Here is a 15,371-nt window from a genome sequence, read left to right as displayed (position 1 = left end):
CGCCCCTTTTTCTGCCCTATTTTTCAGTCGATTACGGAAAACCGTAAAGAAACCGTCTGCCGCTTGCCTACGTTTGACACAGAAACGAAGGTCGGTTGTACGGCATGGACTTTAAAGGGGTTTAAAGAAACTACCCACCGGCCTTTCGTTTTCTGGTTCGTATCATGCGCCTTGCTGCGGCGGGGCCGAAAACCCATTATATGAAAAAGATCCTGATTCCCCTGTTAGGCCTTTGCATTGGGTGCGCGTCATGCAAGGAGACGCCCACCGCCACTCCGACCACGCACGAGAACCCGGTTACGGTGACCACCACCACACCCGAACCGGTCACTTCGTCTGAACCCACAGCGTCCACTGCTGAAGAGCAAACCGTTTGGGTGTGCCAGAGTTCGGGTGCCACGCGCTACCATTTGAATAAAAATTGCCACGGACTCCGGCGCTGCAGTGCAGACATTGAGCCAACAACCGTCACCGATGCCGAAAGGGTGGGGCTGACCCTGTGTAAATACGAAGACTAAAGCAAAAGACGATGGGACTACAATTCAACCGCCGGATCCGATTGGGAAAGAACATCGGGCTGAACATCAGCAAATCGGGTATTTCGCCCAGTATCCGTACCAAATTCGGTTCGGTAAGCAACCGGGGTTTTTCCGTCCGGACGGGCATAAAAGGCCTATCGTACCGTAAAACAATCGGGAAAGGAAGCGGTTGCCTGCTCGTGGTGGCGGTCGTAATAGGATGGGTGGTGTGCCAGTGGATGTAAGGCTGCTATAAGATCCGGCAAATGACGTATTGTCAATTCAGCTAACGTACTGATATTTGTATCGTAACAAAACGAACATGAAAGGGCTTCAAAAGGCAATCTGGGCATGGGCCCTTTTGGCCGTTGTTTTAGTATATGGTAAGGAATTGCCGCCGACGGGGGCTACTATCACTGTAACGGGTTCTCCCATTTGCGTAGGCGGTGCTTCACCGGTCGTAACGATTACCGGAACAGGAGGCACTGCTCCCTATACCTTCACCTACAAAATCAACAACGGCGCCAACCAGACGATTGCATCCAATAATGCCGGTGTGGCCACGATACAAGTCCCAACAACGGCCGCTTTGGTGAATACCTACAGTTTGGTGTCGGTGGCAGACGGAAGCGGTACAACGGCGGCAACGGCTTCGGTACAGGTGGTTGTAAATGCCCTACCTACCATTGATTTCACGTTTCCGAATAATCAGTGTGCTAATTTACCAGTAGCTTTTAACTCGACCGTTTCGCCGCCTGGAAACTACACCTATGCCTGGACATTTGGGGGGCAGGGAACATCGAGCCAACCGAACCCTTCTTTCCTATTTGAGGCGATAGGTAATGGGAATCAAAACTTTACCGTTAATCTTACTGTTACGAATGTTACAACGGGCTGTACGTCTTCAATTTCAAAGGTCGTGACAGTCAAACAGACTCCTGAAGTCGCTTTGGATCTACAGAGTAATAACGGAGCTACTTTTTTCAATCCGGATTACGAGGAAGGCGTTTTTGTTAATTGTACAGCCACATTAGCCAGCCCAAACTACCAGTTCGTAGCCGTAAATACGTCATCTACTTCCTCATTTATAACTAATTACAATGTAAACTGGGGAGATGGTAACCAGGAAGTGTTACCGGGCGGATTTTCTTCTGCAACGCACCTTTATACATCGTTGGGTTTCTTTACAATAACATTGACGGCAAACTCTGCATCAGGTTGTCCTAAAACGAAAATTTTTAGATTCTTCAATGGAAATTCTCCCATAGGTAATTTGGATTCTCCGGGAAACGCAAACAGTTGTGTGCCATACAGCTACACCTGGAACGTGGACCCTGGAACGTTCAATAACCCGCCGGGGACGAAATATGAGTTTAGTGTTAATGATGGTTCTCCTCCTCAGACTTTTACGCAGGCCACACTACCAACTACCATCACCCATAATTTTACGCAGTCTTCCTGTGGCATGGGACTTTCCGGAAATAAGTTCACGGTGACATTTACTATTACAAATCCGTGCGATTCAAATTCTCCCACCACCCTCGTATCATCAACAAAGAAGCCGGTTGCGGATTTTAGCATCAGTCCGGCAAGTCCAAGTGCATCCTACTGCGTTGGTTCACCTGTTACGTTTGACGATTTGACGGAAGGATACTATGGAACCAACTGTCTAACCAATTACAATCGAACGTGGACGATTACACCTTCGACGGGTTGGACTTTATCAAGCGGAAACCTTAATGGAACAGATGTCGTGGGCGTAGTTTTCTCCGTTCCGGGAAATTATTCTATAAAGTTACAGGTGCTGCAGCCCGGCGGGGATCTTTCAAATACATGTACGAATGATGATATCACAAAGCAAATCTGCGTCGAAGGCCCTCTAACCCCTTCCTTTACCGTTACTACCAATTCAGGGTGCGGTCCGTTGGCCGTTACGACATCGAATACCACTCCGGTAGCGGGATTATGTACGACACCGAGTTATCTATGGGAAGTGTCCTACGCCTCCGGTTTCTGCGGATCAGGTCCGGTCAACATCCCGCCACAGACTACCCCGAATGCTTCGTTCAATTTTACCGTCGCCGGTACCTACACCATCAAATTGACGATGTCGAATTCCTGCGGATCGCAAAGCACGACCCGACAGGTGATTGTCAAACGACCGCCGACAGTGACGCTACAGAATATCCCACCCATCTGTGGAGCCGGCACTATTCAGCCGGTTGCCACTGTGCAGGGGTGTACCGATAGCACCACACCCCCCACCTACAACTGGACCTTTCCTGGAGGAACGCCCGCTTCCTTCACCGGTGCCACGCCCCCGGCCATTGCCTACAGTACGCCCGGCACTTACACGGTCTCCCTCGTGGTGTCGAACGAATGCGGGAACGCCACCACGGCACAGCAAACCTTTACCGTCAATAACAGTCCGGCCGTTACCAATACGGTGCTGTCGCAGGCGGTTTGCTCCGGATTAGCGACCACCCCCGTCATCTTAACCGCCTCATTGCCGGGCACAACCTTCAGTTGGACGGCCACGGCTACCGCAGGCATCACAGGCTTCCTCCCATCCGGAAACGGCAACATTCCCGCCCAGACATTATCGACATCGGCCGCCTCACAAGGCACCGTAACCTACCAGATCACGCCGTCACTCGGGGGCTGTCAGGGCCCAACCGTTACCTATACCATCGCGGTCAATCCGGCACCCGGTTTCCTGACACAACCCGCCAGCCAGACGCTTTGCCAGGGCGGAACACCGAATACCCTGTCGGTCGCGCTGAGCAATGCAACGGGCGCCACCTACCAGTGGTTCGTAAGCACCACGTCGGGTGGGGTAGGCACGCCGGTACCCTCCAATGGTACGTCGGCAAGTTACCTGCCACCCGCTACGTTGGGCACCAATTATTACTACTGCCAGATCAGCCTGCCCGCGTCCGCCGGATGTTCGACGCTGCAGTCAAACGTCGCAACGATTACGGTCGTGCCTGTGGTAGCCATCACCACGTCACCCATGGCATCCCAACAGTTTTGTGTGGGCGGAACGGCGCCGCCGCTTTCAGTTACGGCCTCCGGAGGCACAGGCACTGTTTCCTACCAATGGTACGAAGCCACTTCCGCCAGCGATACGGTAGGTAGTGCGCTTTCGGGTGCCACCAACGCCTCCTTCACTCCCGGACCTTTTACGACGCCAGGCACCCGCTATTATTTCGTGCGGGTCACGGCTTCCGGTGTCGGCTGCGGAAACGCACAAAGCGCCATCGCGACTGTTGAGGTAACGGCCGATCCGCAGATTACCACACAACCCATTGCCACCCAAACTATCTGTTCGGGGGCAACGCCGCAGACGCTGACGGTTTCGGCCACCGGCGCCCCCACTACAGGCGCCCTTTCCTATCAGTGGTATAGCGATATCAACAACGATGGAGTAGGAGGTACGCCCGTCGGAACCGGTGCCAGTTACACGCCCTCACCGTCCGGTACGGGTTCGTTTTGGTTCTACTGCGTGGTGAGCCAGCCTGCCTCGGGTTGTGCAACGACTTCGGCGGTCTCCCAATTGACAGTCAACCCGTCTCCGACCTTTAGCAGCTCGCCCCAATCGGCCGCTATTTGCCAGGGCGGAACCGCACCCGTACTGTCGGTCACCATCGCAAACGGAGCGGGTACCCCTACATTTCAATGGTACCAGGACACCGATGCCATCGCGGGCGGCGGAACGCCCGTAGGCACCAACCAGTCGACCTATACGCCCGTCGTTTCGGCACAGGGTGTTTTCTACTACTATTGTGAAGCCACCTTCCCCGGCGGAGGCGGATGCGCGACCATCACATCGGCGGTTGCCACCATCACCGTAACCGGAGCGGCCGCTTTCACCGCACAACCCATCGCCACACAAAGCATCTGTGTGGGGGCCACGGTACCGACATCGCTGACGGCCTCGTTCTCCGGCGGAACCGGATCGCCCTCCTGGCAGTGGTATTCCCACAACACACCGTCTAATTCGGGCGGACAACCCATCAGCGGGGCAACATCGTCAAGCTACCTGCCGCCGGTATTTACCGCGCCGGGTACGTACTATTATTACGCTGTCGTGACGCTGTCGGGCAGCGGCTGTGGCACCATTACCACCGATGTAGCGGCCATCACCGTAGTGCCCGATCCGGTTATTGATGTGCAGCCGCTCGCTACCCAGTCGCTCTGCCAAAACGCCACGCCCACGCCGTTGACCGTCAACGCCCTCAACGGTATCGGTACGTTTTCCTACCAATGGTTCGCCAACGCCACCAACAGCACTAGCGGAGGCTCTCCGGTCGCTACGGGCGCCACTTTTTCGCCGCCGACCACGCCTCAGGGTACGACGTATTATTACTGTGTGGTTACCCAGTCCGGACCAGGGTGTTCGGTGGTATCAAACACGGCCGCTGTCATCGTTACGCCTTCCCCGTCGCTATCAACACAACCCCAGTCACAGACGCTCTGCCTGGGTACGTCCGCATCGGCCCTCACCGTAGCGGTTTCCAATCCCATCGGCACACCGCAATACCAGTGGTATGAAGCGCCCGGTAATGCGGCATCGGGCGGCACGCCCGTAGGCACCAATTCTGCTTCCTATACACCGGTCGTGACGTCGGTGGGCACCAAATACTATTATGTTGAGGTGACGTTGTCATCCGGCGGATGTGGCAGCCTGGTGTCGACGGTTGCTACGATAGTCGTCAATCCGTTCGCGACGATTGCGGCAGCGTCCCAAACCATTTGCAGCGGCAACATTTTTTCGGTGTCGCCCACCACAAACGGCACGAACAACGTACCCGCCGGCACGACCTACAGTTGGCCCGCACCGGTGGTAGCGCCTCCGAACGCACTCACGGGCGCACTTCCCGGTTCGAACGAAACCAGTATCAGCCAGGCATTGCAAAACACCACTACCAATCCGGCGACCGCCGTGTATACCGTGACGCCCACTACGGGCAGTTGCGCCGGAACGCCTTTTACGGTTACGGTCACCGTCAATCCGTCGGTCATGTCGAATGTAGTGCAGGTCAACAGTCCGTGTTTCGGGGCCAATGCCGGTTCACTTTCCACCTCCATCACCGGAGGTATTCCGTTTTCGACGGGCGCGCCTTATCAGGTCAGTTGGACGGGACCTTCCGGTTTCACCGCATCCACTCCGTCCATCAACGCACTCGCGCCCGGGGTCTATACACTCAACATCACCGATCAGGGCGGGTGTCCGCTCAGCGAGACCTACACCATTCTGGAACCGAATCTGCTGACCATCACCGTGGATGCCGAACAAGACGCGACCTGTTTTGGCTCGAATGACGGGTCGGTGTCGCTTTCCATTACCGGAGGTACGCCTCCGTATTCGTATGCGTGGACAAAAAACACGGCCCCTTTTGCTACCACTGAGGATATTGCCGGCCTGGCCCCGGGCACCTACGAAGTGACCGTATCCGATGTGAACAATTGCGGTCCGGCCACGGCTGTCTTCACCATTACCGAACCACCCGTATTGGACGTTACGCTCGTCTCCAAAACCGACATCATTTGTAACGGGGCGGCCACGGGTGCCATTGCGATTACCGCCACGGGAGGTACACCTTTGACCGGAGCCAATCCGTACCAATTTGCCTGGTCGGGCCCCAACGGTTTCACCTCCAACCAGCAGGATCTTTCCGCCGTCTACGCCGGTAACTACACGGTGGTGGTGACGGATGCGTCGGGCTGTACCGATACCCTTGCCGTGACCCTCAACGAGCCGCCGGGCATACAGGTGGCGGTCACCACAACGCCTATGAGTTGCTATAATGCCAATGATGCCTCGGTTTCACTGGCCATCAGCGGCGGAACCGGACCGTATACGGTCAATTGGAGCAACCTCGCCACCGGTACCTTCCAGAACAATCTGGCGGCGGATACCTATACCATCACCATCACCGATGCATCGAACTGTCCGAAGGTCATTACGGTGGTGGTCGACCAGGCGCCTTTGTTCGATGTGACGCCCGTCGTGCGGGAGATTTCCTGCTTCGGCGCGAACGATGGCAGCATCAACCTGAATTTCGTAGGCGGTATCGCACCGGTCGTGTTGACCTGGTCAGACGGGAGTCCGGCGGGTACCCAGCGCAACAACCTCGGGCCGGGCACGTATAGCGTGACCATCACCGATGCCAAGCCCTGCGTCATTACCCGAACGTTCACCCTCGTCGAACCACAACCTCTTGTAGTGTCGGCCAACGTTACCAATGCCTTCGATTGTAACGATGCCAATAGTGGAGCCATCAACGTGATGGTAGCGGGCGGTTCGGCACCTTTTACTTACCAATGGACGAACGGGGCTACCACCGAAGACCTCACCGCGATTCCGGCCGGGAATTACGGTATCACCGTGACCGACGCACGCGGCTGTTCCAAAACCGCTACCTACATCGTGAACCGCCAACCGCCTTTGGTAGCGGTGGTCGACACCCAATCGGATTTCGACTGTGAAACGCGCTATGTGAAACAAACCTTCCACGCCAATGTAACGGGAGGCGTGCCGCCGTACCAGTTGCAATGGTCGAGTGGGACCGTAAGCGGTGCCAATAACGAAATAATGGAGACGGAACAGGAAGGCGCCATCGTGTTGGATGTGGTGGATGCACAGGGCTGTACGACCCAGTATTCCTTCAATGTCGAGATTCCGGTATTGGGTGAAGCCGGCTTCTCGCAGGATGCCATTGCCTACCAAACCTATGGGTATTATTCCATACAGGATCCGATACAGTTTACCAACCAGGCCACGGGTGACTGGGAATCGATTGCATGGGATTTCGGTGACGGCAGTTTTTCAACCGATGAAAACCCCATACACACCTATGTCAGGGAAGCGGAGTATGTGGTGAAGCAAACCGTCACCTATCCTTTTGGCTGTGTCTACACGGCTTTTGTGACCTTTTTGGTGGATAAAGGATACGAACTCATGATTCCGAATGCCTTTACACCGAATGGGGATGGACTCAATGACACGTTTTGTGCCGGTCTACAAAGGACTCGACTCCATCCAACTCGAAATCTTTACCACCTGGGGCGAGAAGATCTACCAGGAAAAAGGCGCGACCATCGTAGGATGGAACGGCGAAGTGAAAGACCTCGAGACCGAGAACGGCAACTATTACTACAAAATCACCGCCACCACCTTCTACGGGGGCGTCATAACCGAAAAAGGACCGTTGGTCTTGCTGAAATAACCATGAGGAAGGCTTTTCTAATCGCGATGTGTGTTGTCTTGTTGCCCAAGTTGCGGGCCCAGGATCCGATTTTTACGCAGTATTTCCTCGTGCCCGAAACCCTGAACCCTGCCTTTACGGGCTATCTTGAAACGGGCAGCCTGGGACTCATCCACCGTTCGCAATGGCCCGACCTGAATTTGCGGGTCGATACGGATTTCGTATATGGCTCGGAATGGATCGACCGCATGCAGTCCGGCGTCGGTCTTTCGGTGCTGAACCACCGTGAGAATTTCACGGGCTATGTCTTTACGCAGTTGAACGCGGCCTATGCGTATCGGGTACAGTTGTCGAACGACTGGTATTTCCGTCCGGCTGTTGAGATAGGGGCCGGGTTTAAATCGTATGGTTTCAACGATCTCATCCTGCAGGACCAACTCAACATCGGTACGGGCACCATCAATCCGGTCACAAGCGACCCCTCGGCACTCGACGCGCGGGAAAAGATCTGGTTTGCCGATTTGTCGGCCGCGATGTTGCTCAACAACGAAACGACCTGGTTCGGACTCTCCCTAAAACACCTGAACCGCCCCGATATTTCGCTTACCCAACGCGGCAACCTGCCCCTTGAGATGTTCTTTGCCGCCTCGATGGGACACCGCCTCAAAGTAGCCGACTACCTCGACGCGACGATATTGCCCTACGAAACCGACCTCCTCCTGAATGCCAACATCATGAAACAGGGCGAGTTCAGTCGGGTGGATCTCGGTGCCGAACTCCTCTTCAAGGACTTTTTTTTCGGTGTAAGCTTTGCAACGAGTCCGTTTACCAAAACCACCAACGCCTCCTTCCTGACATCGGTAAACGCCTTTGCCGGACTCCAATACGAGCACTTCAAATTCGGGCTCTCCCACGACTTCAACACCACCGGCATCGGACGCACGGGCGGCGTATACGAATTGTCAATCGGCTACCAGTTCGATTTATATGTGAATTGTTTGGGTTGTCCGCAACGGGGCACGGATCGGGATTGGTAGGGAGGAGAGAGGAAAGAAGAGAGAAGAGAGAAGAGAGAAGAGAGGGGAGAGAGGAAAGCAACTACCCATACCGCGCTGACGCGGATTTCCTTCGGCAGGCGCTGCGCTGGTGTGTAATCCGTACCCGCCATAAGTCGATAGATAGTATGATAGTAAAGCTCATTAGTAACGCAAACCAGAGGCTTGGCAAAAGACAATTCTTAGTAAGTAAAAGGACCGCACGGGCGAGCCGCTCGCGCCAGCGGGGGAGAACATTCGAGCGAAAGTAAACGATAATGGTAAAGTATTTTGTGCCCTTTGAGCAGGTGGGAGAATTCAAATTAGGAACACCAATCAACGACTACCTAAAGAGTTTTTCTTTTACGTTTTCGGAAAAGGATACGATAACCGAATGGGAAACATACGAGCTACAAGAGGAAGGACTTGAACTGTATGTCGAAAACGGTTTGATTGTATCAATTTGTTGTAGGGACGAATGCATTTACAAGGGGAGAAATATGATAGGAATGGGAATAGACGAATTTCTATCCGCTTTCAGTGTTCACTCATCGTCTTCTAATAAAATTCATCTGGACGATGACGAAAGTCAGTTTGTGTATGATATCGACGAAATGGGGTTGCAGGTCTGGAGTCGAAATGGGCGAATCGTGACCGCGATCGTTAACTAACGTGAGGTCTACCATAAGACGGAAAAACGTTTCACAAACGGCTCATGTATGAAAAGGAGGGATACGCCGCCCTGAGCATATTACGGGTGCCGCCAAATGTAAGTGGATCGCAATAAATAATCGCGCCGACGGGGGTACATCGTCGAATCACGTATTCAATTTCGCATTTTCCAGTCCTACGATAAATGCGGATGCTTGCGCCCTCACCGTTCCTTCCAAACCCGTCTCCCTTTATACACCGGATGGCGCGGATTTGTAAACCGTTTCGGACGGAGCTTCTGGCGACGGTGGGGAATTATTAGAAGGGGTTAGGAGAGAGGGGAGAGAGGAAAGAGATAAACTAGGAGCCTGAACCTTCATCCAACACCCAACACCCAACACCCAAAACCTACGTCACCTGTACCGTCACGTATCCTAACAGATACGCAACAACCAAAAAGAGCACGACGTTTCGTTCAAGGTGTTTTTCCGATTGTTCCTCCTTCAAACGGGTCCGGCAGAATCGGACGGCTACCCACCAGATGAAACCGCCCAGATCGACGAAGGGTTTGATTCTATGGCTAATCATTTTCGTTTCGTTTTAGCAATGAGGAGTTAAACGCCTTTAGTTTGCTTCCTCTTCCGGATACATCTCGCGAACAATAGCCGCTTCATAACGCTTTTTGATGATAACCGTACCGGCCATATAATCATGGAAGGCGCGTTTTCGTGGGTTGGTAAGCAATACGATCAGTTCACTCCACACCCACACGCTGCTTACCAGGGTATAAGCCCGGAAATAGCCAGGCATCAGCGCCGTCAGGTAGGCACTTTTTTCAAACCAGGAGAGTGTTAGGTAGATGTCCTCATCTGCAAGATCCAGGGCCATGATCGTAATAACCATATTGAAAATCTGTAACACCAGCAAGACCACATGCCGCAGCACGGCCTCATCCCATCCGATCGGGCGGCCATCTGTTTTTAGTATCTTGATGCCTACCAGCAGTTTGCCGGGTGTTCCGCCATATTTTTTCGGCAGGTATATATAATACCACAAACCAAAAAGCAGGTTCGGGACCATCGTATAGTAAAACGCGTCTTTACTTAATCCGTTCAGCCACGTGGTCAGGATCCCGATGGGAAGGAAGAAAACGATATCCAGTAACAGCGAAGCGATGCGCGGACCAAATCCGGCGTAAAGGTCATCGTCCAGGCCTGCGATTCGAAGAGGTGTTTGTTTCATGGTATTAGGTGTTGTCACGTTGTCACGGGTTGCTGGCTTCAGCCGGCAATTGGCAGAAGGAGATAATGAGGAACAGGGTGATGTATTTCATATGGGTTTTAATGGGGATGATATTTCGAACTACTTCTTCGTATGTAGCAGTTCCAGCAGCACTTCCCGTGCCTCCGGAACCAATACGTCGTGATCGAGTTTTCTCTTTATTTCCTCCGGGGAGTACTGATTGAACTCGTTTCGAAAAAGTGCTAGCTTTCGTTGTCGCGACGCTTCTTTTTCCGTTTCATCCGTGTCGGAAAACCACCCTCGTATCCGGTCCCTTCTCTTGTAGCTGAGGTAGGCCAACAGTAAAGTAGGGATGACAGGAACGCCCACAGGGCCAATCCCGATATAAAACCCCGTCTGGCTGAACTTGACAAGATTGGGAAGGGCGAAGAGCAAAAGCAACGCCAGAAAGGGGAAGGCAAACTGTTGAAACCGAAATGTGAGTACAGCCGCTATCGCCAATCCCGCGATACCGAGGGCAAACGGCAGACTAATGTAATGTATGTAAACAACCGAACTGATGGCGTAAATCCACAACAATACAGTCACAATCAGTTCTGCTTTCACGTGGCGCATGCCGGAACGGGCGCCCGTCTTCGTTTCTTTTGTCATGCCTCGAAATTAGGTAACGGATCAATGCAATAGCTTCTAAATGTATGCCAGCCGTGTTGTTCCTGCGCTGTGAATTTCGTATGGGTGCTGTTAGCGTTTCGCCATTTTTTCCCGTACCCAATTCTCCAATTCCCCCTTGCTCTCGAGTTCAATCAGTTTCTCGACTTCCTTGTCTTTCTTAAGCGACTGGTTTTTATACACCTTGATGACGCTTCTAATCCCGGCTAATGATCCCTGGATGGCATCTTTCGAATAATTGTTTTGCAGGCAATACCGTGTCCAGCCGCCCATAAACGTCATTAACAGTTCGGAGTGCTTTTTGGTGAAGGTCAGGATGTCCGCATTGATTTCTATGGTTACGGTCGGCGAATTCGTCAGCCAGGCGATAAGTAAGGCGTTTTGCCTCGTTCGTTTATCTTCCTCGGTGCCAAATGGCGTGGTTTCTAACCAGTCAATGGTAGCGAACACTTTTTTCTCACTGGCAATAAATTCTTCTTTGGTGCCGGGTATGCCATCCAGTAATTCCTGTGCGAAACAGCGTGACGTGGTGGCAGGCAACAAAGCGAGGAAAGCGACGAAAAGGAGGTTTTTGATCATGGTGGTCGGTTGTAAGGGTTACGGGATAGAAAAATAGCATTTTATAGCGAACAAACAAATAGGGGTAGCTAGCGCAACGGGCGAGTCTTAGTCACTGAGGGCCATAAAATCCGCTGATATTTTATTGACGATAGTGGCCACCCGCTGTTCCCCTAAAGAGGGTGTACAACCCGCGATGGAAATATACACAGCACGCTTTTCATCCTCCGTGTTTTCATTCTTTACTTGCGCTGTCACCACAGAATTCATGCCGATAAGAAGGAAAAGCGGCCTGTTGGTCGCCACGATGATGCGTGCGATTTCCGCCATTCGATGCGCGACTTTCTGTTGCAGTTTAGGATGTAAAGCGTCAAAAATCAATGCGCACTCAAATAAACTGCAAAATCGATCCTCTTTCCAGGTTGCGAATTGGGTCGTAAAATCGATGGGGGTAAGCCCCTCGAAACGTGTCACATACAAATCCTGTATCGACGTATCTTCAACTTCCTGTGAAAAAACGCGTATCGATGCAACGAAAAGCACCATAAACAAGACTTGCTTCATACGGCTGCGAAACAGGGTTTCATAATCCTCTCGCTCCTCAATAAACCGTCACCAACTGCAGCTTAATCGAATTATTCGGCAACTGCCTTTTGACAAACTCGGCGGTTTTGTTCGGGCCTAATACCACCGAAGAAGTGGCACTGAAATCGAGATTGCCGGTTTTCGTGAACGTGATATTGAACGTACTGGCGTTCGTGAGCGTTATCCGTTCTCCCGGTAGCATCTCGGTGTTGATAGTAGCCACCGTCACCGCCGCGGAAGCAGTAACATTGCAATACACATTCTGTTCCAAATTCAGCGTGGAATTGCTGACGGAAACCGAAGGCGTCAGTCCATACGTATTACTTAAAACGGGATGCTGGAAGGAATTGGCCCTGGTAAAAACACCCTGTGAACTGTTGCTCCGATAGATAAACAGTTTCTTGTCAAGGTTCAGCGCCGTGTCGATAATGGTATACGTGGGGTCGTCTTCCCTGAAAATCCGGCTCACCGTAGCATAACAATTCTCGACGTTCACTTCTGAATTATTTACTACTATACACTTGCCGAATCCAAACTGGTTGAACGCATTGGGCTTCAAAGAACCAAATCCCGCCGCATTGGCGAAGCGGCAATTGGTGATGTGGATGGCTTTGCTTTTGAATCCGCCCGTTCCGTTATGGACTTGTATAGCCACGTTTAAACTCTCAAACCAGCAGGTGTCAAACGTCACGCTCTCCGCATGTTGAATGTTCACACCATCTTCTGAGTTTTCAATCGTACAATTGATAAAACTCATGATGCCCACCGTATTGAAATTATTAGTGGCATTGGATAGCAACACATTCGTACCCAAGATAAACTCGCTCGGATTCGTCATGCTGTAATTGAACTTCGCAAAGAAACCACAATTGATGAAGGTGTTCTGGCCCAATTGGCCATTGGTGTATAACGAGTAGGAGAGTGGTGTTTGCCGCGTAACGCTGATGTTTTCAAAGACGTTGAATTGTATCGGGGCGGTATAGTCACCTCGTCCTTTCAGGATAATACCCGTTCCATTGAAACCTTTTATTTCTACATTTTTGATGGTGGAATTCCAAAGACCACCATCGCCAAACTCGCCGGTAGACGCTTCCAGGCTGAAACAATTCTTCTGTTTGGAACTGTCGGTTTCATTGGCAATCCCCTGGAACGACAGGTCGGATATATGGGAACCTACCACCCGTCCGGTATCCAGTTTCAGCAATGACCCACCGTTAGTGGAGTAGGAAGGCGCGTTGGGGTCAGTCGGATAGCCGGCCTCCAACACCGTATTAAAACGCGATTCACCTCTGAGCGACACGCCATTCTTCCATACCAATTCGTTGTGAATTTTGTAAACGCCAGAAGGGAAATAGACGATCGTACCCTCCGTAATACCCGGGTTGTATTTTGCATTGTAAGCCGCATAGTCGATTGCCCGTTGGATGCGCTCACCGTCATCCGGCTGCTTTTGTCCCGTCACACCATAATAGGTGACATTGATATACCCATCAATCAGTCGCACCCATCTCCCAGTAGAGGTATCGCCTGTTCGTTGGATAATACATCCGTCATCATTATTTCGGATACCACCCGGATGGATGTTTACCCATAAATTATCCACATCCGGGTTGCCGTTGGGGTTATACTCCGGAATCCACATGAATTCGCCGCCACCGTTATCCAGTTCAGAGGAATAATATTTCACACAAACCCGTTCAAAACGGGCGGAGGGCACCCTCGCTTTTAAAGCGGCAATATTGTCAACGGTAGCCGTACACGAATTGCTTTCACTGCTTTTAGCCGTAAGCGAGCCCAGGTTGTTCAGGCTGAAAAACGCGTAGGGGACGGCAAAAAACTGGCTGGTGCCATTAATCGTAAACTTGTTGCCACTACCGGTCGTGTCGACCTCAATGCGGTACGATTTGGTCTTGGTGGCATCACCCCATTTGAGGTCGCTCAGTTTGAAGTTCGGATCACTCGGAAGTAGTCGTTCACCTTGTCCGATCACGATAGTGTAGTGCCCCGTCGCATTTGTCTTTACGCGATGTGTTTCTATATATAGCTCCTCTTTGTCATCATCTAATATCGTGGTCCTGATCACCACATCTTTATTGGCGACAGGTCTGTTTTGGCTGTCATTGATGACACCCCGGTGGCTGAACCCCTGCGGCACACCCTGTCCAAACATGAGGTTGACAAATAGCAGGCAAAAAATGGCGATTCTCATAGTTTAACGATTTTGAAGTTTTCCTCTTGGTTGATGACCACCAGATACAAACCGGTTGTCAGGTATTTCAGGTCAATAGTGTTTTGGGGTGATGGAGCGGTATAGACTACCTTTCCGTCAAGGCTGTATACGGCAATCGATTCAATCGGTTTATCGGATACGACCTGTAGTACATCCGTTACAGGATTCGGGAAAACCCTGGTGTGGGCAGCGACCTGTGCATCTGCCGTTGCATTGCTTGTCAGTTCCATAAACAGGTCTCCTGTATCGAAAGACAGGTCGCTTTTTACATAACTGCTTGCATTGATTTCAGGGGTTTGCGTAACCTCCTGGGCGACGGTTTCATTGACAGCCAACAAGGGAATGACAAAAAGCGGGACGATGGTAATTCTGAAGATACGCATAAGTATGAAAATTAGTCTACCCTAATCGAACGCCCGGGTTCGGCTCGGGTAGGTAAATCGGGACATCAGGTTCGTGCAACGCTCAAATATACGAATAACCACAATGCGTTAGGAGGGTTGATAGTTGATAGTTGATAGTTGAGGGTTGAGGGTTCATGGTTCATAGTTGATCGTGGATGGTGGACGCGACAAACTGCCGGGATACTGTATAGATACTGTATGGATACTGTATGGATACTGTATGGATAAAGTATCAATGGTGACAAATTACTAACCCACACCCTTAAGCG

12 protein-coding genes and 1 pseudogene are annotated in these 15,371 nt (G+C 51.8%); 6 read left to right on the top strand and 7 right to left on the bottom strand.

All coding sequences use genetic code 11. The annotated features are described in order from the left end of the window. Positions 1 to 200: 200 nt before the first annotated feature. The 6 genes and pseudogenes from MKO97_RS12315 (at position 201) to MKO97_RS12300 (ending at position 9,434) form a co-directional block, all read left to right on the top strand. Complete coding sequence (locus MKO97_RS12315; protein WP_241103513.1) at positions 201 to 518, top strand: hypothetical protein; 318 nt, start codon at positions 201 to 203, stop codon at positions 516 to 518. Positions 519 to 529: 11 nt separating this feature from the next. Further along, complete coding sequence (locus MKO97_RS12310) at positions 530 to 763, top strand: DUF4236 domain-containing protein (RefSeq protein ID WP_241103512.1); 234 nt, start codon at positions 530 to 532, stop codon at positions 761 to 763. Between the two features lie 77 nt (positions 764 to 840). Further along, positions 841 to 7,425 (top strand): annotated as a pseudogene (locus MKO97_RS12305) (PKD domain-containing protein); the annotation flags it as partial. A 67-nt stretch (positions 7,426 to 7,492) separates the two neighbouring features. After that, positions 7,493 to 7,750, top strand: a complete 258-nt coding sequence (locus MKO97_RS15160; RefSeq protein ID WP_371820455.1) for a gliding motility-associated C-terminal domain-containing protein — start codon at positions 7,493 to 7,495, stop codon at positions 7,748 to 7,750. A 2-nt stretch (positions 7,751 to 7,752) separates the two neighbouring features. Then, positions 7,753 to 8,766: a PorP/SprF family type IX secretion system membrane protein gene (locus MKO97_RS15155; RefSeq protein ID WP_264557989.1), complete on the top strand. Its 1,014-nt coding sequence runs from the start codon at positions 7,753 to 7,755 to the stop codon at positions 8,764 to 8,766. A gap of 275 nt (positions 8,767 to 9,041) precedes the next feature. After that, positions 9,042 to 9,434, top strand: coding sequence for a hypothetical protein (locus MKO97_RS12300; protein ID WP_241103510.1), 393 nt, complete (start codon positions 9,042 to 9,044; stop codon positions 9,432 to 9,434). 388 nt (positions 9,435 to 9,822) lie between these two features. Here the strand turns inward: MKO97_RS12300 and MKO97_RS12295 are convergent, their stop codons facing one another. From MKO97_RS12295 to MKO97_RS12265, 7 genes are all read right to left on the bottom strand, one after another. Next, positions 9,823 to 10,002 (bottom strand): hypothetical protein, encoded by a 180-nt coding sequence (locus MKO97_RS12295; protein WP_241103509.1) that lies wholly within the window; start codon positions 10,000 to 10,002, stop codon positions 9,823 to 9,825. A gap of 36 nt (positions 10,003 to 10,038) precedes the next feature. Then, a complete protein-coding gene (locus MKO97_RS12290) occupies positions 10,039 to 10,656 on the bottom strand; it encodes an RDD family protein (protein WP_241103508.1) in 618 nt (205 codons plus the stop codon). A 120-nt stretch (positions 10,657 to 10,776) separates the two neighbouring features. Further along, positions 10,777 to 11,307 (bottom strand): hypothetical protein, encoded by a 531-nt coding sequence (locus MKO97_RS12285; protein WP_241103507.1) that lies wholly within the window; start codon positions 11,305 to 11,307, stop codon positions 10,777 to 10,779. A gap of 90 nt (positions 11,308 to 11,397) precedes the next feature. Beyond that, a complete protein-coding gene (locus MKO97_RS12280) occupies positions 11,398 to 11,904 on the bottom strand; it encodes a hypothetical protein (protein ID WP_241103506.1) in 507 nt (168 codons plus the stop codon). A gap of 87 nt (positions 11,905 to 11,991) precedes the next feature. Continuing rightward, positions 11,992 to 12,447 carry a hypothetical protein gene (locus MKO97_RS12275; protein ID WP_241103505.1) on the bottom strand — a complete coding sequence of 152 codons (456 nt, stop codon included), beginning with the start codon at positions 12,445 to 12,447 and terminating at the stop codon, positions 11,992 to 11,994. 37 nt (positions 12,448 to 12,484) lie between these two features. After that, positions 12,485 to 14,677 (bottom strand): glycoside hydrolase family 55 protein, encoded by a 2,193-nt coding sequence (locus tag MKO97_RS12270; protein WP_241103504.1) that lies wholly within the window; start codon positions 14,675 to 14,677, stop codon positions 12,485 to 12,487. Further along, the gene (locus MKO97_RS12265) at positions 14,674 to 15,081 is read right to left on the bottom strand and encodes a T9SS type A sorting domain-containing protein (protein ID WP_241103503.1); all 408 of its coding nucleotides are present in this window, start codon (positions 15,079 to 15,081) and stop codon (positions 14,674 to 14,676) included. Before MKO97_RS12265 ends, MKO97_RS12270 begins: the two co-directional genes overlap by 4 nt. Between the last annotated feature and the right edge of the window lie 290 nt (positions 15,082 to 15,371).

It is taken from the genome of Flavobacterium sp. HJ-32-4 (assembly GCF_022532105.1).
Taxonomy (GTDB): domain Bacteria; phylum Bacteroidota; class Bacteroidia; order Flavobacteriales; family Flavobacteriaceae; genus Flavobacterium.
Note: the sequence above shows the minus strand (reverse complement) of the source record. Positions and strands in the feature narration are given on the sequence as shown.